A 22,053-nucleotide genomic window follows, 5' to 3' on the forward strand; every position below is an offset into this window, starting at 1 on the left:
ATGGAAGAACATTACTACGTAAGTATTGATATTGGATCATCAAGCGTAAAAACAATAGTAGGCGAGAAATTTCACAATGGTATAAATGTGATAGGTACAGGACAAACCTACACGAGCGGTATAAAAAATGGTTTAATTGATGATTTTGATATTGCGCGACAAGCAATCAAAGACACAATTAAAAAGGCATCAATCGCTTCGGGTGTTGATATTAAAGAAGTTTTCCTGAAATTACCTATCATTGGAACGGAAGTTTATGATGAATCAAATGAAATCGACTTTTATGAGGATACAGAAATCAACGGTTCACATATCGAAAAAGTATTAGAAGGTATTAGAGAAAAAAATGATGTGCAAGAAACAGAAGTAATTAATGTGTTCCCGATTCGTTTTATAGTCGATAAAGAAAATGAGGTTTCAGACCCTAAAGAATTAATTGCCAGACATTCATTAAAGGTTGAAGCAGGCGTAATTGCTATTCAAAAATCGATTTTAATTAATATGATTAAATGCGTAGAAGCATGTGGTGTTGATGTATTAGATGTTTACTCTGATGCATATAACTATGGTTCAATCCTAACAGCTACTGAAAAAGAGTTAGGTGCATGTGTCATTGATATTGGTGAAGACGTTACGCAAGTTGCTTTTTATGAACGCGGTGAATTAGTAGATGCTGATTCTATCGAAATGGCAGGGCGTGATATTACAGACGATATTGCACAAGGATTAAACACTTCTTATGAAACTGCTGAAAAAGTTAAACACCAATATGGTCATGCATTCTATGATTCTGCTTCAGATCAAGATATCTTCACTGTTGAACAGGTTGATAGTGATGAAACAGTACAGTATACTCAAAAAGATTTGAGTGACTTTATTGAAGCGCGTGTAGAAGAAATATTCTTCGAAGTATTTGATGTTTTACAAGATTTAGGATTAACAAAAGTAAATGGTGGGTTTATTGTAACTGGTGGATCTGCAAACTTACTTGGCGTAAAAGAATTATTATCAGATATGGTAAGTGAAAAAGTTAGAATTCACACGCCATCACAAATGGGAATTAGAAAACCTGAATTTTCTTCAGCAATTTCTACAATTTCTAGTAGTATCGCTTTTGATGAGTTATTAGATTATGTTACAATTAATTATCATGATAATGAAGAAACTGAAGAAGATGTTATTGATGTGAAAGACAAAGATAACGAATCTAAATTAGGCGGATTTGATTGGTTTAAACGTAAAACAAACAAAAAAGATACTCATGAAAATGAAGTAGAGTCAACAGATGAAGAAATTTATCAATCAGAAGATAATCATCAGGAACATAAACAGAATCATGAACATGTTCAAGACAAAGATAAAGATAAAGAAGAAAGTAAATTCAAAAAACTAATGAAATCTCTATTTGAATGATTATTGGCCAATAAAACTAGGAGGAAATTTAAATGTTAGAATTTGAACAAGGATTTAATCATTTAGCGACTTTAAAGGTCATTGGTGTAGGTGGTGGCGGTAACAACGCCGTAAACCGAATGATTGACCACGGAATGAATAATGTTGAATTTATCGCTATCAACACAGACGGTCAAGCTTTAAACTTATCTAAAGCTGAATCTAAAATCCAAATCGGTGAAAAATTAACACGTGGTTTAGGAGCAGGAGCTAATCCTGAAATCGGTAAAAAAGCTGCAGAGGAATCTCGTGAACAAATTGAAGATGCAATCCAAGGTGCAGACATGGTATTTGTTACTTCTGGTATGGGTGGCGGAACTGGTACTGGTGCAGCACCAGTCGTTGCTAAAATTGCAAAAGAAATGGGCGCATTAACTGTTGGTGTTGTAACTCGTCCATTTAGTTTTGAAGGACGTAAACGTCAAACTCAAGCTGCTGCTGGAGTAGAAGCTATGAAAGCTGCAGTAGATACATTAATCGTTATACCAAATGACCGTTTATTAGATATCGTTGACAAATCTACGCCAATGATGGAAGCATTTAAAGAAGCTGACAACGTGTTACGCCAAGGTGTACAAGGTATCTCAGACTTAATCGCTGTTTCTGGTGAAGTAAACTTAGACTTTGCAGACGTTAAGACAATTATGTCTAACCAAGGTTCTGCATTAATGGGTATTGGTGTTTCTTCTGGTGAAAATAGAGCGGTAGAAGCTGCTAAAAAAGCAATCTCTTCTCCATTACTTGAAACATCTATCGTTGGTGCACAAGGTGTGCTTATGAATATTACTGGTGGCGAGTCATTGTCATTATTTGAAGCACAAGAGGCTGCTGATATTGTCCAAGATGCTGCAGATGAAGACGTTAATATGATTTTCGGTACAGTTATTAATCCTGAATTACAAGATGAGATTGTTGTAACAGTTATTGCAACTGGTTTTGATGACAAACCAACATCACATGGTCGTAAATCTGGTAGCACTGGATTCGGAACAAGCGTAAATACTTCTAGCAATGCAACTTCTAAAGATGAATCATTCACTTCAAATTCATCAAATGCACAAGCAACTGATAGTGTAAGTGAAAGAACACATACAACTAAAGAAGATGATATTCCTAGCTTCATTAGAAATAGAGAAGAAAGACGTTCAAGAAGAACAAGACGTTAATCGGTTAATATATATACACAAATAATTCAACACAAATCATCAGATAACATATCTGATGATTTTTTTACTAATTTTTAGAACATGTAGAAGGACATTTAAGTTTTTCAAAGTTATTAAAAGTGTTTAAGTATCGTGTGAAAATTAAGTCAAAAATTATTTGCGCAACATTTTAACTTTAAACATAAATGTTATATTATATAATTATTAACTTTGTACAGTTAGACGAAGATAATTTAAATGAAATGATGGTGACGATCGAGTGAATGATAATTTTAAAAAGCAACCGCATCATTTAATATATGAAGAGTTATTACAACAAGGTATTACTCTAGGTATTACAACTAGAGGAGATGGTTTAAGTGACTATCCTAAAAATGCTTTTAATATGGCGAGATATATTGATGATCGCCCATATAATATTACTCAACATCAATTGCAATTAGCTGAAGAAATTGCGTTTGATAGAAAAAATTGGGTGTTTCCCATTCAAACACATGAAAATAAAGTCGCTTGTATTACAAAGGATGATATAGGCACAAATATAGACACTTTAACTGATGCGCTTCATGGTATTGATGCGATGTACACATATGATAGTAATGTCTTATTAACGATGTGTTATGCAGACTGTGTACCAGTATATTTTTATAGTACAAAACATCATTTTATTGCATTGGCGCATGCAGGTTGGCGTGGTACCTATACTGAAATTGTAAAAGAAGTGCTAAAACATGTGAACTTTGATTTGAAAGACTTACATGTCGTTATTGGACCATCTACATCATCAAGTTATGAAATTAATGATGATATTAAAAATAAATTTGAAACATTGCCAATTGATAGTGCCAACTATATTGAAACTAGAGGACGAGATCGTCATGGTATTGATTTGAAAAAAGCCAATGCTGCATTATTAATTTATTATGGTGTTCCTAAAGAAAATATTTATACGACAGCGTATGCTACATCTGAACATTTAGAATTATTTTTCTCTTATCGATTAGAAAAAGGTCAAACAGGACGCATGTTAGCATTCATTGGTCAACAGTAAACAAGGAGGAGATATGTTTGCGTGTGAAAGATAATTTACAACAAATCTCAACACAAATTAATGACAAAAGTGAAAAAAATAATTTTTCAACAAAACCAAACGTGATTGCAGTTACAAAATATGTTACAATAGAGCGAGCTAAAGAAGCGTATGAGGCTGGAATAAGACATTTTGGTGAGAATAGATTGGAAGGCTTTTTTCAAAAGAAAGAAGCATTACCATCAGATGCGGTGATCCATTTTATAGGATCATTACAATCTCGAAAAGTTAAGGACGTTATAAACGACGTAGATTATTTCCATGCTTTAGATCGATTGAGCTTAGCCAAAGAAATTAACAAACGTGCAGAACATAAAATTAAATGTTTCTTGCAAGTGAACGTTTCGGGAGAAGCTTCTAAACATGGTATTGCTTTAGAAGATGTTGATCAGTTTATAGATGATCTTAAAAAATATGACAAAATCGAAATTGTAGGTTTAATGACGATGGCACCATTGACAGATGATGAAGCATATATTAGATCGTTATTTAAACAGTTACGTTTGAAAAAAGAAGAAATACAACGACTCAATTTAGAATATGCGCCTTGTGATGAATTATCAATGGGAATGAGTAATGACTATCTTATTGCAGTTGAAGAAGGTGCGACGTTTGTTAGAATTGGGACTAAACTTGTAGGAGAAGAGGAGTGAGCCACTTGGCTTTAAAAGATTTATTTAGTGGATTTTTTGTAATAGATGATGAAGAGGAAGTAGAAGTACCTGACAAACAACAACAGGTAAATGAAGCGCCAGCAAAAGAGCAGTCACAACAAACAACAAAACAAAACGCAATCAAATCAGTCCCTCAAAAATCTGCATCAAGATATACAACAACGTCAGAAGAAAGGAATAACCGTATGTCTAATTATTCAAAAAATAATTCACGTAATGTTGTAACTATGAACAATGCTACACCAAACAATGCATCACAAGAAAGTTCAAAAATGTGTTTATTCGAACCACGTGTTTTTTCAGATACACAAGATATTGCTGATGAGCTTAAAAACCGCCGTGCGACACTTGTCAATTTACAACGTATTGATAAAGTATCAGCGAAAAGAATTATTGATTTTTTAAGCGGTACTGTTTATGCAATCGGTGGAGATATCCAACGTGTAGGTACTGATATTTTCTTATGTACGCCTGATAATGTGGAAGTAGCTGGAAGCATTACAGACCATATTGAAAATATGGAACATTCATTCGACTAAGGAGTTAACATATGGATATAAATGTGCTAGCTACAATATTTAAATTCATCCTTTTTGTTGTTGAAATTTATTATTTCGGCATGATTATATATTTCTTTACATCTTGGGTACCAAGTATTAGAGAAACTAAGGTAGGTTATTTTTTAGCGAAAATATATGAACCTTTCTTACAACCATTTAGAAAAGTAATTCCACCTATTGGAATTATCGACATATCATCAATCGCTGCAATTATCGTTTTAGTATTATTCCAAAAAGGGTTACTCCAAATCTTTAATTGGATTTTAATTCAATTACAATAAATTAAGCGACATAACGAGGCAAGGGTACATGATACTTTAGCCTCGTTTTTGATATGTATTTTTCTGAATATAAGGGCAATAGATGGTATTTTATAATTTTTTTAAGGTAGTGATTAACATAGATATTTATCAACACTTTAGACAGGAAGAATACGAATTAATTGATCAGCTAACGGATAAATGTGATCAAGCGGAACAGCATTATGCACCAGTATTAACGCATTTTTTAGATCCAAGAGGGCAATATATATTGGAAGTGATTTGTGGCAGTTATGAAGATTTAAACGTATCTTTTTATGGTGGACCTAATGCTGAAAGAAAAAGAGCAATCATTTCGCCGAACTATTATGAACCTAAAGAAAGCGACTTTGAATTAACTTTAATGGAAATAGATTATCCTGAAAAATTCGTCACTTTAAAACATCAACATATTTTAGGGACATTAATGTCTTTAGGTATCGAACGCGAACAAGTTGGAGATATAATTGTGAATGAACGAATTCAATTTGTTTTGACAAGTAGATTGGAATCATTTATTATGTTAGAATTACAACGTATTAAAGGCGCATCAGTTAAACTTTATACTATTCCAGTAACAGATATGATACAATCTAATGAGAATTGGAAAAATGAAAGTGCAACAGTTAGTTCTTTAAGGTTAGATGTTGTTATTAAAGAAATGATACGTAAATCACGTACGATTGCGAAACAACTAATCGAAAAAAAACGTGTTAAAGTGAATCACACTATTGTTGATTCAGCAGATTTTCAATTACAAGCAAATGATTTAATATCCATCCAAGGTTTTGGTAGAGCACACATTACTGACTTAGGTGGTAAAACTAAAAAAGATAAAACGCACATTACCTATAGAACATTATTCAAATAGTAATGATTTAAGGAGGATAACAAATGCCTTTTACACCAAATGAAATTAAGAATAAAGAGTTTTCACGTGTAAAGAATGGTTTAGAACCTACTGAAGTTGCTAATTTTTTGGAGCAACTAAGCACTGAAATTGAACGTCTTAAAGAAGATAAAAAACAACTTGAAAAAGTAATCGAAGAGAGAGATACTAATATTAAGTCTTATCAAGACGTGCATCAATCTGTAAGTGATGCTTTGATACAAGCTCAAAAAGCTGGTGAAGAAACTAAGCAAGCTGCAGAGAAACAAGCTGAAGCGATTATAGCTAAGGCAGAAGCGCAAGCTAATCAAATGGTTGGTGACGCGGTAGAAAAAGCACGCCGTTTAGCATTCCAGACTGAAGATATGAAACGTCAATCAAAAGTATTTAGATCGCGTTTCCGTATGTTAGTTGAAGCGCAATTAGACTTATTAAAAAACGAAGATTGGGATTACTTGTTGAATTATGATTTAGACGCTGAACAAGTGACGCTTGAAAATATTCATCATTTGCATGAAAATGATTTAAAGCCAGATGAAGTTGCAGCAAATGCACAAAATAATGCATCAAATACACCAGACAATAATCAACAATCCAATGATTCAGAAACAACTAAGAAGTAAGAATTAAATAAAGACAGACGCGTAATATACATTTAACTTTTCACAGCGAATTAGGTAATGGTGAGAGCCTAGTAAAAGCATGTATGTTATATCACTGGCTTTTTAATATTTAAATAATGTAATGAGAGAACTCTAAGTTGAGTTAATAAGGGTGGTACCGCGAGCAATCGTCCCTTTTAATTTAACTTAGAGTTTTTTAAATTTTTAAGGAGTGAAAAAAATGGATTACAAAGAAACGTTATTAATGCCTAAAACAGATTTCCCAATGCGAGGTGGTTTACCAAACAAGGAACCGCAAATTCAAGAAAAATGGGATGCAGAAGATCAATACCATAAAGCGTTAGAAAAAAATAAAGGTAACGAAACATTCATTTTACATGATGGCCCACCATACGCGAATGGTAACTTACATATGGGACATGCCTTGAACAAAATTTTAAAAGACTTTATTGTACGTTATAAAACTATGCAAGGGTTCTATGCACCATACGTACCAGGTTGGGATACACATGGTTTACCAATTGAACAAGCATTAACGAAAAAAGGTGTTGACCGAAAGAAAATGTCAACAGCTGAATTCCGTGAGAAATGTAAAGAATTTGCTTTAGAACAAATTGAATTACAGAAAAAAGATTTTAGACGTTTAGGTGTTCGTGGTGACTTTAATGATCCATATATTACATTAAAACCTGAATACGAAGCTGCACAAATTCGTATTTTTGGAGAAATGGCAGATAAAGGTTTAATTTATAAAGGTAAAAAGCCAGTTTATTGGTCTCCTTCAAGTGAGTCTTCATTAGCAGAAGCAGAAATTGAATATCACGATAAACGTTCAGCATCAATTTACGTTGCATTTGACGTTAAAGATGACAAAGGTGTCGTTGATGCAGATGCTAAATTTATTATCTGGACAACAACGCCATGGACAATTCCATCAAATGTTGCGATTACCGTTCATCCTGAATTAAAATATGGTCAATACAATGTAAATGGCGAAAAATATATTATTGCAGAAGCCTTGTCTGACGCTGTAGCAGAAGCACTGGATTGGGATAAAGCATCAATCAAATTAGAAAAAGAATACACAGGTAAAGAATTAGAGTATGTTGTAGCACAACATCCATTCTTAGACAGAGAATCGTTAGTGATTAATGGTGATCATGTTACTACAGATGCTGGTACAGGTTGTGTACATACAGCACCAGGTCACGGGGAAGATGACTATATTGTTGGTCAAAAATATGAATTGCCAGTAATTAGTCCAATCGATGATAAAGGTGTATTTACTGAAGAAGGCGGCCAATTTGAAGGGATGTTCTATGATAAAGCTAATAAAGCCGTTACTGATTTATTAACAGAAAAAGGTGCACTATTAAAATTAGACTTTATTACACATAGCTATCCACACGACTGGAGAACAAAAAAACCTGTAATCTTCCGTGCTACACCACAATGGTTTGCCTCAATCAGTAAAGTAAGACAAGATATTTTAGATGCAATCGAAAATACAAACTTCAAAGTAAATTGGGGTAAAACACGTATTTACAATATGGTTCGTGACCGTGGCGAATGGGTTATTTCTCGTCAACGTGTGTGGGGTGTACCGTTACCAGTATTTTATGCTGAAAATGGCGAAATTATCATGACGAAAGAAACAGTGAATCATGTTGCTGATTTATTTGCAGAACACGGTTCAAATATTTGGTTTGAAAGAGAAGCGAAAGACTTACTACCAGAAGGATTTACACATCCAGGCAGCCCTAACGGTACATTTACTAAAGAAACAGACATTATGGACGTTTGGTTTGATTCTGGTTCATCACACCGTGGCGTGTTGGAAACAAGACCGGAATTAAGTTTCCCAGCGGATATGTATTTAGAAGGTAGTGACCAATATCGTGGTTGGTTCAACTCTTCTATCACAACTTCAGTTGCTACAAGAGGAGTATCACCTTATAAATTCTTACTTTCTCATGGTTTTGTTATGGACGGTGAAGGTAAGAAAATGAGTAAATCTTTAGGTAATGTGATTGTACCTGACCAAGTGGTTAAACAAAAAGGTGCTGATATTGCGAGACTTTGGGTAAGTAGTACGGACTATTTAGCTGATGTTAGAATTTCTGATGAAATTTTAAAACAAACATCTGATGTTTATCGTAAAATCAGAAATACATTAAGATTTATGTTAGGTAACATTAACGATTTCAATCCTGACACAGATAGCATTCCTGAATCAGAGTTATTAGAAGTGGATCGTTACTTGCTAAATCGTTTACGTGAATTTACTGCAAGTACGATTAACAACTATGAAAACTTTGACTACTTAAATATTTATCAAGAAGTTCAAAACTTTATCAATGTTGAGTTAAGTAATTTCTATTTGGATTACGGTAAAGATATTTTATATATTGAACAACGTGATTCTCATATCCGTCGTAGTATGCAAACAGTGTTATATCAAATTTTAGTTGATATGACGAAGTTGTTAGCACCAATCTTAGTGCATACAGCTGAAGAAGTTTGGTCTCATACACCACATGTTAAAGAAGAAAGTGTTCACTTAGCAGACATGCCTAAAGTTGTAGAAGTAGATCAAGCTTTATTGGATAAATGGCGTACATTTATGAATTTACGTGATGATGTGAACCGTGCATTAGAAACTGCTCGTAATGAAAAAGTTATTGGTAAATCATTAGAAGCTAAAGTTACGATTGCTAGTAACGATAAATTTAATGCATCTGAATTCTTAACTTCATTTGATGCATTACATCAATTATTTATCGTGTCACAAGTTAAAGTTGTAGATAAGTTAGACGATCAGGCAACAGCTTATGAACATGGTGATATTGTCATCGAACATGCAGATGGTGAAAAATGTGAAAGATGTTGGAACTATTCAGAGGATCTTGGTGCTGTTGATGAATTGACGCATCTATGTCCACGATGCCAACAAGTTGTAAAATCACTTGTATAATTGAAATTGTATAAAGTACTCATACAGATGATATAAATTAAAGCTCTCTTCATAATCATGTTGTAGTTTTTGTTGACATGATGAAGAGAGTTTTTTTGTGAATAAAAAAATGACCAAGTTACCGGTCATATATGTAAAAAATGTGCGATTTACTAAAATAAAAATTATTCAGGAATGGTACAAATTCTCTGAGGCATATAAATGCGTTATAGTTGCTATTCTCAATTATGTTCGCGATAATTTTAAGTAAAAGTAAGCACAGATATTGAATTTGATAGGAGTTAATTGAATGTATCATAACAGTAACGCAAACTTTGTCAATGGTATCACTTTAAATGTGAGAGATAAGAATGAATTAAAGCCATTTTATGAGGACATATTAGGATTAAATATTATAAATGAGACATTAACATCGATACAATATGAAGTAGGTCAAAATAATCATGTCATTACACTTGTTGAATTACAAAATGGACGTGAACCTTTAATGTCCGAAGCGGGACTGTTTCATATCGCAATTAAACTACCTCAAATTAGTGATTTAGCTAATTTACTAATTCATTTAAGCGAATATGATATTCCAGTTAACGGAGGTATACAGCCTGCTTCGTTATCATTATTTTTTGAAGACCCGGAAGGAAACGGTTTTAAATTTTATGTTGATAAAGACGAAGCGCAATGGACGAGGCAAAATAATTTAGTAAAAATTGATATTAGACCATTAAATGTACCGAGATTAGTGAGTCATGCAACAAAATTGTTATGGTTAGGTATTCCAGATGACGCTATTATAGGTGCATTGCATATTAAGACAATTCATTTATCAGAGGTAAAAGAGTACTACCTCGATTATTTTGGATTAGAGCAATCGGCATATATGGATGATTATTCAATATTTTTAGCATCGAATGGCTATTATCAACATTTGGCCATGAATGATTGGGTATCAGCAACGAAACGTGTAGAAAATTTTGATACGTATGGATTAGCAATTGTTGACTTTCATTATCCTGAAACAACACATTTAAATTTACAAGGTCCGGATGGTATCTATTATCGCTTTAATCATATCGAAGTTGAAGATTAGTATATACTTTGAATGGACGAACCATATAATGAATCGTTTTTAATGATCTTTTTATACAAGTTATGAAGGAGGCTGGGACATTAAGTTCTTAGGCAATGTAAAAAGCTGATTTCTATTAATTATTTGATAGAAATCAGCTTTTTTGATATGTATTTTATAATGTACAGCTCGTTGAGCTGCTATTTTCCTTATATTAATTGCCATTAATACAAAACCTAGCTCTCGTTTAACTTTATTTATTCCTCGAACTGACATTCGAGTGAAACTCAAAATAGCCTACTTTCTTAAATTAACAATATCTATTCTCATAGAATTTGTCCAATTAAGTGTAGACGATTCATGTCTTATTTTTTTAAAGTATTTAAAAGTAAAATTACATGTTAATACGTAGTATTAATGGCGAGACTCCTGAGGGAGCAGTGCCAGTCGAAGACCGAGGCTGAGACGGCACCCTAGGAAGGGACCCATCATCAAAAATTCTATTTATAGAATTTTACAGTAATGTGCCAGATGGGCATAGCGAAGCCATTCAATACGAAGTATTGTATAAATAGAGAACAGCAGTAAGATAATTTTTAATTAGAAAATATCTTACTACTGTCTTTTTAGGGATTTATGTTCCAGCCTGCTTTCCTAATTTTTAATGTCATCTTAAATATGATAAATGAATAATTAAGTTCATATTTAATGTCAAAACATAGTAGTTTATCAAGTATTGAGTTAGTAACATTAGATTTAATGTAATATGCTTACTTTTTTTATTAGCAGGTGTAAGCTATAATATAAAGAGTTGTCTCATGGACGATTGATTGGAGGAACGAAAATGCACAAAAAATATTTTATTGGCACTTCCATTTTAATAGCAGTATTTGTCGTTATATTTGACCAAGTTACTAAATATATTATAGCTACTACAATGAAAATTGGAGATTCATTTGAAGTGATACCGCACTTTTTAAACATAACATCACATCGAAATAATGGTGCTGCATGGGGAATATTGAGTGGAAAAATGACATTTTTCTTTATTATTACCATTATTATATTAATAGCCTTAGTATATTTCTTTATTAAAGATGCTCAATATAATTTGTTTATGCAAGTTGCTATTAGTTTACTTTTTGCAGGTGCACTTGGAAACTTTATTGATAGAATTTTAACAGGAGAAGTTGTTGACTTTATTGATACAAATATTTTTGGTTATGATTTTCCAATATTTAATATCGCAGATTCAAGTTTAACAATTGGTGTAATATTAATTATTATTGCCTTATTAAAGGATACTTCCAATAAAAAGGAGAAGGAGGTTAAGTAATGGAGACTTATGAATTTAACATTACAGATAAAGAACAAACAGGTATGCGTGTAGATAAGTTGCTGCCTGAATTAAATAATGATTGGTCTCGTAACCAGATACAAGATTGGATTAAAGCAGGTTTAGTCGTTGCAAACGATAAAGTTGTTAAATCTAATTATAAAGTGAAACTTAATGATCATATAGTTGTCACTGAAAAAGAAGTGGTTGAAGCTGATATTCTACCTGAAAATTTAAATTTAGATATTTATTATGAAGATGACGATGTTGCAGTTGTATATAAACCGAAAGGCATGGTAGTTCATCCATCACCAGGGCATTATACCAATACATTAGTTAATGGTTTAATGTATCAAATTAAAAATTTGTCAGGTATTAATGGAGAAATTCGTCCAGGTATTGTTCACCGTATAGATATGGATACTTCTGGTTTATTAATGGTTGCTAAAAATGATATTGCTCATCGTGGGCTTGTAGAACAATTAATGGATAAATCTGTTAAAAGAAAATATATCGCTTTAGTTCACGGGAATATTCCTCATGATTACGGTACAATCGATGCGCCAATTGGTAGAAACAAAAATGATCGTCAATCTATGGCTGTTGTTGATGATGGTAAGGAAGCAGTGACACATTTTAACGTACTAGAACATTTTAAAGATTATACGCTTGTTGAATGTCAACTTGAAACAGGACGTACGCATCAAATCCGTGTTCACATGAAATATATTGGCTTCCCATTAGTTGGTGATCCAAAGTATGGACCGAAAAAGACATTGGATATTGGTGGTCAAGCTCTACATGCTGGACTTATTGGATTCGAACATCCAGTAACAGGTGAATATATTGAAAGACATGCTGAATTACCACAAGACTTTGAAGATTTATTAGATACAATTCGAAAAAGAGATGCATAATTGTGTCGTGCTATAATTACGATAACATTATTATGTAAACTATAAGTGTTTATCGTTTTCGTTTTTTTTAAATGAAAACACATTATAAAATAGATTAAGGTTAACATTTTTACTGAGTATGGTTAATTTTTCAATATAGATTGACAAAGCGCCTGATTAGTATTATCCTTATAACAGTTTAAGTACAACATAAAGAGTCTTTAATTGAGCGTCCAGAGAGACGTCAAAGACATGAAAATATAGATATATACTAAAATGATCATAACACTTTCACATATGCAAGAATAAGTAGTAATACTACGATTCTTCTATGTAAATAGGCTGATTGTATATACTAAACCTCATGTCGATATTAAAGACATGAGGTTTTTTGTTTCTAAATTTTGAAAGGGTGAGAATATGTCTGAACGTATCATAATGGATGATGCCGCAATACAACGTACAGTGACGAGAATCGCTCACGAAATTTTGGAGTATAACAAAGGTACTGATAATTTAATTCTTTTAGGTATCAAAACAAGAGGTGAATATTTAGCGAATCGTATACAAGATAAAATTCATCAAATTGAGCAACAACGTATACCTACTGGAACAATTGATATTACATACTTTAGAGATGATATAGAGCACATGTCATCACTTACGACAAAAGACGCAATAGACATCGACACAGATATTACAGATAAAGTAGTCATCATTATTGACGATGTGCTGTATACTGGTCGAACGGTTCGTGCTTCACTTGATGCTATTTTGCTAAATGCTAGACCTATTAAAATTGGTTTAGCTGCTTTGGTTGATCGAGGACATCGTGAGTTACCAATTCGAGCAGATTTTGTTGGTAAAAATATACCTACTTCTAAAGAGGAAACGGTAAGTGTCTATTTAGAAGAAATGGATCAAAGAAATGCAGTTATAATTAAATAATACCCCTTTTAATTCAGTACGAGAGACTGAAAAAGGTGGGGGAGTTGAATGATAAATAAGTTTTCATATGCTTGTTTATCTAATAATACCCTCATGTTCGACAACTATAAGTCAATTTCTATGGACGAAAATGACTTGTAGCAACTTGTCACACTTTTTGTCTCTTTACATATACTGATGTAAAGAGATTTTTTTATTATCGGAGGAAATGAATATTATGCAAAATGATGAAATGTTTGAACGAACAGTAAAACCCGTACTAGATGTAAATGAAAAACCACAACCAGCGCAATGGGCATTTTTAAGCTTACAACATTTATTTGCGATGTTTGGCGCAACAGTACTAGTACCATTCTTAACAGGACTACCAATATCAGCAGCGTTACTAGCTTCGGGAATCGGTACATTACTTTATATCTTAATAACGAAGGCGCAAATACCAGCATACTTGGGATCTAGCTTTGCATTTATCACGCCAATTATCACGGGATTAAGTACGCATAGCTTAGGAGACATGCTTGTAGCATTATTCATGAGTGGTGTTATGTACGTCATCATCGGGATTCTAATCAAATTAAGTGGGACAGCATGGTTAATGAAATTATTACCACCAGTTGTTGTTGGACCAGTCATCATGGTAATTGGTTTAAGCTTAGCGCCTACTGCAGTCAATATGGCAATGTATGAAAATCCTGGAGATATGAAAGGTTACAATATCAGTTTCTTAATTGTTGCAATGATAACCTTGCTTGTAACAATAGTCGTTCAAGGATTTTTTAAAGGATTCCTATCTTTAATTCCAGTTCTTGTAGGTATTATCGTAGGTTATGTGGTAGCGATTTTTATGGGGATTGTGAAATTTGATGCAATTATGTCAGCAAAATGGATAGATTTCCCTCATATTTATCTGCCATTTAAAGATTATGTACCTTCATTTCACTTAGGACTTGTACTTGTAATGATTCCGATTGTGTTCGTAACAGTAAGTGAACATATTGGGCACCAAATGGTATTGAATAAAATCGTAGGTAGAAACTTCTTTGAAAAGCCAGGACTTGATAAATCAATCATTGGTGATGGTGTTTCTACAATGTTTGCCAGTATTATTGGTGGACCACCAAGTACAACATACGGTGAAAATATCGGTGTATTAGCGATTACCAGAATATACAGTATTTACGTCATTGGTGGTGCAGCAGTTATAGCAATTGTTTTAGCATTCATTGGTAAGTTCACTGCATTAATTTCTTCTATACCTACACCAGTTATGGGAGGAGTATCTATATTACTTTTCGGTATTATTGCAGCAAGTGGCTTAAGAATGTTAGTTGAAAGCAAAGTAGATTTTGCGAACAATCGAAATTTAGTTATAGCTTCTGTAATTTTAGTTGTAGGTATCGGTAATTTAGTATTTAACTTAAAAGAAATTGGTATCAACCTTCAAATTGAGGGGATGGCATTAGCTGCACTTTCAGGAATTATTTTGAACTTAATCTTACCTAAAGAGAAAAAACAAAACAATTAAGATTTACAAATTAAGGAGGGCGCTTTTATGAATCATTTATTATCAATGGAACATTTATCTACAGATCAAATATACAAACTTATCCAAAAGGCAAGTCAATTTAAATCTGGTGAACGTCAACTACCAAACTTTGAAGGGAAATATGTCGCAAATTTATTCTTTGAAAATTCTACTCGAACAAAATGTAGTTTTGAAATGGCAGAACTTAAGCTAGGGTTAAAAACGATTAGCTTTGAAACATCAACATCATCTGTTTCAAAAGGTGAATCTTTATATGACACATGTAAAACTTTAGAAAGTATTGGCTGTGATTTATTAGTCATTAGACATCCGTTTAATAACTACTATGAAAAATTAGCGAATATTAACATCCCAATTGCGAATGCTGGTGATGGTAGTGGACAACATCCAACACAAAGTTTACTTGATTTAATGACGATATATGAAGAATATGGATATTTTGAAGGCTTGAATGTATTGATTTGTGGAGACATTAAAAATTCACGTGTCGCACGTAGTAATTACCATAGTTTAAAAGCATTAGGTGCAAACGTAATGTTTAATAGCCCAAATGCTTGGATTGATGATTCTTTAGAAGCACCTTATGTAAATATAGATGATGTTATAGAAACAGTAGATATAGTTATGTTATTAAGAATTCAACATGAAAGGCATGGGCTTGCAGAAGAAACTAGATTTGCAGCAGATGATTATCATCAAAAGCATGGCTTAAATGAAGTACGCTATAACAAATTACAAGAACATGCTATTGTTATGCATCCGGCACCTGTGAATAGAGGAGTAGAAATACAAAGCGATTTAGTAGAAGCTTCAAAATCAAGAATTTTTAAGCAAATGGAAAATGGCGTTTACTTAAGAATGGCAGTCATTGATGAATTATTAAAATAGGTAAGGGGACGAAAATGATGAAATTAATTAAAAACGGTAAAGTATTACAAAATGGCGAATTACAACAAGCAGATATTTTAATTGATGGTAAGGTAATTAAACAAATTGCACCTGCAATTGAACCAAGCAATGGTGTTGACATCATAGATGCGAAAGGTCACTTTGTGTCACCTGGATTTGTCGATGTTCATGTTCATTTACGTGAACCTGGTGGTGAATATAAAGAGACAATTGAAACTGGTACTAAAGCTGCTGCTAGAGGCGGATTTACAACTGTATGTCCAATGCCTAACACAAGACCGGTACCAGATTCTGTAGAACATTTTGAAGCTTTACAAAAATTAATCGATGACAATGCTCAAGTACGTGTATTACCTTATGCTTCAATTACAACACGTCAATTAGGTAAAGAATTGGTTGATTTCCCAGCACTAGTAAAAGAAGGTGCCTTTGCGTTTACAGATGACGGTGTAGGAGTACAAACTGCAAGCATGATGTATGAAGGCATGATTGAAGCTGCAAAAGTAAACAAAGCCATCGTAGCACACTGTGAAGATAATTCATTAATCTATGGTGGTGCAATGCATGAAGGGAAACGCAGTAAAGAGTTAGGTATACCAGGTATTCCAAACATTTGTGAATCTGTTCAAATCGCAAGAGATGTACTATTAGCTGAAGCAGCAGGTTGTCATTATCATGTATGTCATGTTTCTACTAAAGAAAGTGTTAGAGTCATTCGTGACGCTAAACGCGCAGGCATTCATGTTACAGCTGAAGTTACACCACACCATTTATTGTTAACAGAAGATGATATTCCTGGTAATAATGCCATTTATAAAATGAATCCACCATTGAGAAGTACTGAAGATAGAGAGGCTTTGTTAGAAGGGTTACTAGACGGTACAATTGACTGTATCGCAACAGACCATGCACCACATGCACGTGATGAAAAAGCACAACCAATGGAAAAAGCACCATTCGGAATTGTTGGTAGTGAAACAGCATTCCCATTATTATATACGCATTTTGTAAAAAATGGTGATTGGACATTACAACAATTAGTAGATTACTTAACAATTAAACCATGTGAGACATTTAATTTAGAATACGGCACATTAAAAGAAAATGGTTATGCAGATTTAACAATCATTGATTTAGATAGTGAACAAGAAATTAAAGGAGAAGATTTCTTATCAAAAGCAGATAATACACCATTTATCGGCTATAAAGTTTATGGAAATCCGATCTTAACAATGGTTGAAGGCGAAGTTAAATTTGAGGGGGATAAATAATATGCAAAGCAAACGTTATCTAGTGTTAGAAGACGGTTCTTTTTACGAAGGCTACCGTTTAGGATCTGATAACTTAACTGTAGGAGAAATTGTATTTAATACAGCGATGACAGGTTATCAAGAAACTATTTCAGATCCATCATATACAGGTCAGATCATTACTTTTACGTATCCATTAATCGGTAATTATGGTATCAATAGAGACGATTTTGAATCATTAGTACCTACATTAAACGGTATTGTAGTGAAAGAAGCGAGTGCGCATCCAAGTAATTTTAGACAGCAAAAGACACTTCATGACGTTTTAGAATTGCATCAAATTCCAGGGATTGCAGGTGTTGATACAAGAAGTATTACGCGTAAAATTCGACAACACGGTGTGTTAAAAGCTGGTTTTACTGATCGAAAAGAAGATATTGATCAACTTGTCAAACATTTACAACAAGTAGAATTACCTAAAAACGAAGTAGAAATCGTTTCGACTAAAACACCGTATGTTTCGACAGGTAAGGATCTAAGTGTCGTACTTGTAGACTTTGGTAAGAAGCAAAATATTGTTCGAGAATTAAACGTCAGAGGTTGTAACGTCACAGTTGTACCATATACAACTACTGCCGAAGAAATTTTAGCAATGGCTCCAGATGGCGTTATGCTATCAAACGGACCAGGTAATCCTGAAGTTGTAGAATGTGCGATTCCAATGATTCAAGGAATTTTAGGGAAAATTCCGTTCTTTGGTATCTGTCTAGGACATCAACTTTTTGCATTATCTCAAGGAGCAAGCTCATTTAAAATGAAGTTTGGTCATCGTGGTGCGAACCATCCAGTTAAAAATTTAGAGACTGGAAAAGTTGATATTACGAGTCAAAACCATGGATATGCAATAGATATAGATTCGTTAAAAAGTACTGATTTAGAAGTTACTCATCTTGCATTAAATGATGGTACTGTAGAAGGTTTAAAACATAAAACATTACCAGCATTTTCTGTTCAATACCATCCTGAAGCAAATCCAGGACCGTCAGATTCAAACTATCTATTTGATGATTTTGTAGCAATGATGACTAATTTTAAGGAAAAGGAGCGTCATATCAATGCCTAAACGTAATGATATCAAAACAATTTTAGTAATAGGGTCTGGGCCAATTATCATAGGTCAAGCAGCTGAATTTGATTATGCTGGAACACAAGCATGTCTAGCTTTAAAAGAAGAGGGATATCGAGTTATTCTTGTAAATTCAAATCCAGCGACAATCATGACTGATAAGGAAATTGCGGATAAAGTATATATCGAACCGTTAACTCATGATTTTATAGCGCGAATTATACGTAAAGAGCAACCTGACGCTTTACTTCCAACTTTAGGTGGTCAAACAGGTTTAAACATGGCGATTCAACTACACGAAAGTGGTGTGCTTCAAGATAATAACGTCCAATTATTAGGAACTGAGCTAACATCAATTCAACAAGCAGAAGACCGTGAAATGTTTAGAACATTAATGAATGATTTAAACGTTCCTGTACCAGAGAGTGACATTGTAAATACAGTAGAGCAAGCCTTTAAATTCAAAGAGCAAGTGGGATACCCGCTAATTGTTAGACCGGCATTTACGATGGGTGGTACCGGAGGCGGTATTTGTCATAATGATGAAGAATTACATGAAATCGTCTCAAATGGTCTTCATTATAGTCCAGCAACGCAATGTTTATTAGAAAAATCTATCGCAGGTTTTAAAGAAATCGAATACGAAGTAATGCGTGATAAAAACGATAATGCCATCGTTGTATGTAACATGGAAAATATTGATCCAGTTGGTATTCATACAGGCGATTCAATTGTTGTGGCTCCTAGTCAAACATTATCAGATGTTGAGTATCAAATGTTACGTGATGTTTCATTAAAAGTTATTCGAGCTTTAGGTATCGAAGGTGGTTGTAATGTTCAATTAGCATTAGATCCCCATTCATTCGATTATTATATTATAGAAGTAAATCCGCGTGTATCACGTTCATCAGCGTTAGCTTCAAAAGCAACAGGATATCCTATTGCAAAATTAGCTGCTAAAATCGCGGTTGGTCTAACATTAGATGAAATGTTAAATCCAATTACAGGAACATCTTATGCAGCGTTTGAACCAACTTTAGACTATGTGATTTCAAAAATACCAAGATTTCCTTTTGATAAATTTGAAAAAGGAGAACGAGAGCTTGGCACACAAATGAAAGCAACAGGTGAAGTTATGGCCATTGGTCGAACTTACGAAGAATCATTGTTAAAAGCAATTCGATCACTTGAGTATGGTGTGCATCACTTAGGATTACCAAATGGTGAAAGCTTCGATCTTGATTATATTAAAGAACGTATTTCACACCAAGATGATGAACGATTATTTTTCATCGGCGAAGCAATTAGAAGAGGCACAACATTAGAAGAAATTCATAATATGACTCAGATTGATTACTTCTTCTTACACAAGTTCCAAAACATTATTGATATTGAGCATCAATTAAAAGAGCATCAAGGTGATTTAGAATATCTTAAATATGCAAAAGATTATGGATTTAGTGATAAAACAATAGCGCATCGCTTTAATATGACGGAAGAAGAAGTATATCAATTGCGTATGGAAAATGATATTAAACCTGTTTACAAGATGGTTGATACTTGCGCAGCTGAATTTGAATCTTCAACACCATATTATTATGGTACATACGAAACTGAAAATGAATCCATAGTTACTGACAAAGAAAAAATCTTAGTATTAGGCTCTGGACCAATTCGAATCGGCCAAGGTGTAGAATTTGACTATGCGACAGTTCACGCCGTTTGGGCAATTCAAAAAGCAGGGTACGAAGCGATAATTGTGAATAACAATCCAGAAACAGTTTCAACAGACTTCTCAATTTCTGACAAATTATACTTTGAACCTTTAACTGAAGAAGATGTGATGAATATCATTAATTTAGAAAAACCTAAAGGTGTCGTTGTACAATTTGGAGGACAAACAGCGATTAATTTAGCAGACAAATTGGCTAAACATGGTGTTAAAATACTTGGTACTTCACTAGAAAATCTAAATCGTGCTGAAGATAGAAAAGAATTTGAAGCACTATTAAGAAAAATTAACGTGCCACAGCCACAAGGGAAAACAGCTACATCACCTGAGGAAGCATTAGCGAATGCTGCAGAAATCGGATATCCGGTTGTAGTAAGACCTTCTTATGTATTAGGTGGTCGCGCAATGGAAATTGTAGACAATGACAAAGAGTTAGAAAACTATATGACCCAGGCTGTAAAAGCGAGTCCGGAACATCCGGTACTAGTCGATAGATATTTAACTGGTAAAGAAATTGAAGTTGATGCGATTTGTGATGGAGAAACGGTCATTATTCCAGGAATCATGGAACATATTGAACGTGCTGGTGTGCATAGTGGTGACTCAATCGCTGTATATCCACCACAAACTTTGACAGAAGACGAGTTAGCAACACTTGAGGACTATACTATAAAATTAGCTAAAGGTTTAAACATCATTGGCTTAATCAACATTCAATTCGTTATAGCTCACGATGGTGTGTATGTTTTAGAAGTAAATCCACGTTCTAGTAGAACGGTACCATTCTTAAGTAAAATTACTGATATTCCAATGGCACAATTAGCTATGCGAGCAATCATTGGGGAAAAACTAACAGATATGGGTTATCAAGAAGGGGTTCAACCATATGCTGAGGGTGTCTTTGTGAAAGCACCAGTATTTAGTTTTAATAAATTGAAAAATGTTGATATTACTTTAGGACCTGAAATGAAGTCAACAGGTGAAGTGATGGGGAAAGATACTACATTAGAAAAGGCGTTATTCAAAGGGTTAACAGGTAGTGGCGTTGAAGTTAAAGATCACGGTACAGTATTAATGACCGTCAGTGACAAAGATAAAGAGGAAGTTGTTAAATTGGCACAACGCTTAAATGAAGTTGGCTATAAAATTTTAGCAACGTCTGGAACAGCTAATAAATTAGCTGAGTATGACATACCTGCAGAAGTAGTAGGCAAAATTGGTGGCGAAAATGATTTATTAACACGTATTCAAAATGGTGATGTTCAAATCGTTATAAATACAATGACTAAAGGTAAAGAAGTAGAAAGGGATGGCTTCCAAATTAGACGTACTACAGTTGAAAATGGTATTCCATGTTTGACATCTTTAGATACAGCTAATGCCTTAACGAATGTAATTGAAAGTATGACATTTACAATGCGTCAAATGTAAATCAATCAAACTGTATCGGTGGGGCTGTAATTAACCATTTACTTAAAGAAGTTTATATTACAGCCTCATTATTTTAATGAATTTCT

At 33.6% G+C, this 22,053-nt stretch carries 18 protein-coding genes and 1 pseudogene; 18 read left to right on the forward strand and 1 reads right to left on the reverse strand.

Annotated elements, in window-relative coordinates; genetic code table 11:
* The 10 genes from ftsA (at position 1) to JG553_RS03070 (ending at position 10,814) form a co-directional block, all read left to right on the forward strand.
* Positions 1-1,413, forward strand: coding sequence for a cell division protein FtsA (gene ftsA, locus JG553_RS03025; protein ID WP_000391031.1), 1,413 nt, complete (start codon positions 1-3; stop codon positions 1,411-1,413).
* A gap of 32 nt (positions 1,414-1,445) precedes the next feature.
* Positions 1,446-2,618 carry a cell division protein FtsZ gene (gene ftsZ, locus JG553_RS03030; RefSeq protein ID WP_000888997.1) on the forward strand — a complete coding sequence of 391 codons (1,173 nt, stop codon included), beginning with the start codon at positions 1,446-1,448 and terminating at the stop codon, positions 2,616-2,618.
* A 259-nt stretch (positions 2,619-2,877) separates the two neighbouring features.
* Entirely contained in the window at positions 2,878-3,669 is a 792-nt protein-coding gene (gene pgeF / locus JG553_RS03035) for a peptidoglycan editing factor PgeF (RefSeq protein WP_000999338.1), read from the forward strand.
* 23 nt (positions 3,670-3,692) lie between these two features.
* The gene (locus tag JG553_RS03040; protein ID WP_001548498.1) at positions 3,693-4,361 is read left to right on the forward strand and encodes a YggS family pyridoxal phosphate-dependent enzyme; all 669 of its coding nucleotides are present in this window, start codon (positions 3,693-3,695) and stop codon (positions 4,359-4,361) included.
* Positions 4,358-4,921 carry a cell division protein SepF gene (locus tag JG553_RS03045; protein WP_000018608.1) on the forward strand — a complete coding sequence of 188 codons (564 nt, stop codon included), beginning with the start codon at positions 4,358-4,360 and terminating at the stop codon, positions 4,919-4,921. The genes JG553_RS03040 and JG553_RS03045 overlap by 4 nt, the downstream gene beginning before the upstream one ends.
* 11 nt (positions 4,922-4,932) lie before the next feature.
* Positions 4,933-5,223: a YggT family protein gene (locus JG553_RS03050; protein ID WP_000354114.1), complete on the forward strand. Its 291-nt coding sequence runs from the start codon at positions 4,933-4,935 to the stop codon at positions 5,221-5,223.
* Positions 5,224-5,332: 109 nt separating this feature from the next.
* On the forward strand, positions 5,333-6,112 hold the full coding sequence (locus JG553_RS03055) for a YlmH family RNA-binding protein (RefSeq protein WP_001805409.1): 780 nt from the start codon (positions 5,333-5,335) through the stop codon (positions 6,110-6,112).
* A gap of 23 nt (positions 6,113-6,135) precedes the next feature.
* Positions 6,136-6,753, forward strand: a complete 618-nt coding sequence (locus JG553_RS03060; RefSeq protein ID WP_001117064.1) for a DivIVA domain-containing protein — start codon at positions 6,136-6,138, stop codon at positions 6,751-6,753.
* A gap of 220 nt (positions 6,754-6,973) precedes the next feature.
* Positions 6,974-9,727: an isoleucine--tRNA ligase gene (gene ileS / locus JG553_RS03065; protein ID WP_000384691.1), complete on the forward strand. Its 2,754-nt coding sequence runs from the start codon at positions 6,974-6,976 to the stop codon at positions 9,725-9,727.
* A gap of 289 nt (positions 9,728-10,016) precedes the next feature.
* Entirely contained in the window at positions 10,017-10,814 is a 798-nt protein-coding gene (locus JG553_RS03070; RefSeq protein WP_000274844.1) for a VOC family protein, read from the forward strand.
* Between the two features lie 60 nt (positions 10,815-10,874).
* Here JG553_RS03070 and JG553_RS03075 read toward each other — a convergent pair.
* Positions 10,875-11,090: pseudogene (locus tag JG553_RS03075) on the reverse strand (IS5/IS1182 family transposase); the annotation flags it as partial.
* 547 nt (positions 11,091-11,637) lie between these two features.
* Here JG553_RS03075 and lspA point away from each other — a divergent pair.
* The 8 genes from lspA (at position 11,638) to carB (ending at position 21,967) form a co-directional block, all read left to right on the forward strand.
* Positions 11,638-12,129 carry a signal peptidase II gene (lspA, locus tag JG553_RS03080; RefSeq protein ID WP_000549207.1) on the forward strand — a complete coding sequence of 164 codons (492 nt, stop codon included), beginning with the start codon at positions 11,638-11,640 and terminating at the stop codon, positions 12,127-12,129.
* The gene (locus JG553_RS03085; RefSeq protein ID WP_000451294.1) at positions 12,129-13,046 is read left to right on the forward strand and encodes an RluA family pseudouridine synthase; all 918 of its coding nucleotides are present in this window, start codon (positions 12,129-12,131) and stop codon (positions 13,044-13,046) included. The genes lspA and JG553_RS03085 overlap by 1 nt, the downstream gene beginning before the upstream one ends.
* 399 nt (positions 13,047-13,445) lie before the next feature.
* Entirely contained in the window at positions 13,446-13,973 is a 528-nt protein-coding gene (gene pyrR / locus JG553_RS03090; protein ID WP_000003870.1) for a bifunctional pyr operon transcriptional regulator/uracil phosphoribosyltransferase PyrR, read from the forward strand.
* 217 nt (positions 13,974-14,190) lie between these two features.
* Positions 14,191-15,498, forward strand: coding sequence for a uracil-xanthine permease family protein (locus JG553_RS03095; protein WP_001178619.1), 1,308 nt, complete (start codon positions 14,191-14,193; stop codon positions 15,496-15,498).
* 27 nt (positions 15,499-15,525) lie between these two features.
* The gene (locus tag JG553_RS03100) at positions 15,526-16,407 is read left to right on the forward strand and encodes an aspartate carbamoyltransferase catalytic subunit (protein WP_001016166.1); all 882 of its coding nucleotides are present in this window, start codon (positions 15,526-15,528) and stop codon (positions 16,405-16,407) included.
* Positions 16,408-16,424: 17 nt separating this feature from the next.
* Positions 16,425-17,699 carry a dihydroorotase gene (locus tag JG553_RS03105; protein ID WP_000767028.1) on the forward strand — a complete coding sequence of 425 codons (1,275 nt, stop codon included), beginning with the start codon at positions 16,425-16,427 and terminating at the stop codon, positions 17,697-17,699.
* A gap of 1 nt (position 17,700) precedes the next feature.
* The gene (locus JG553_RS03110; RefSeq protein ID WP_001190913.1) at positions 17,701-18,801 is read left to right on the forward strand and encodes a carbamoyl phosphate synthase small subunit; all 1,101 of its coding nucleotides are present in this window, start codon (positions 17,701-17,703) and stop codon (positions 18,799-18,801) included.
* Positions 18,794-21,967 (forward strand): carbamoyl-phosphate synthase large subunit, encoded by a 3,174-nt coding sequence (carB, locus tag JG553_RS03115; protein ID WP_001126264.1) that lies wholly within the window; start codon positions 18,794-18,796, stop codon positions 21,965-21,967. Before JG553_RS03110 ends, carB begins: the two co-directional genes overlap by 8 nt.
* Positions 21,968-22,053: the final 86 nt, after the last annotated feature.

This window comes from Staphylococcus sp. T93 (genome assembly GCF_016743875.1).
Lineage (GTDB): Bacteria > Bacillota > Bacilli > Staphylococcales > Staphylococcaceae > Staphylococcus > Staphylococcus aureus.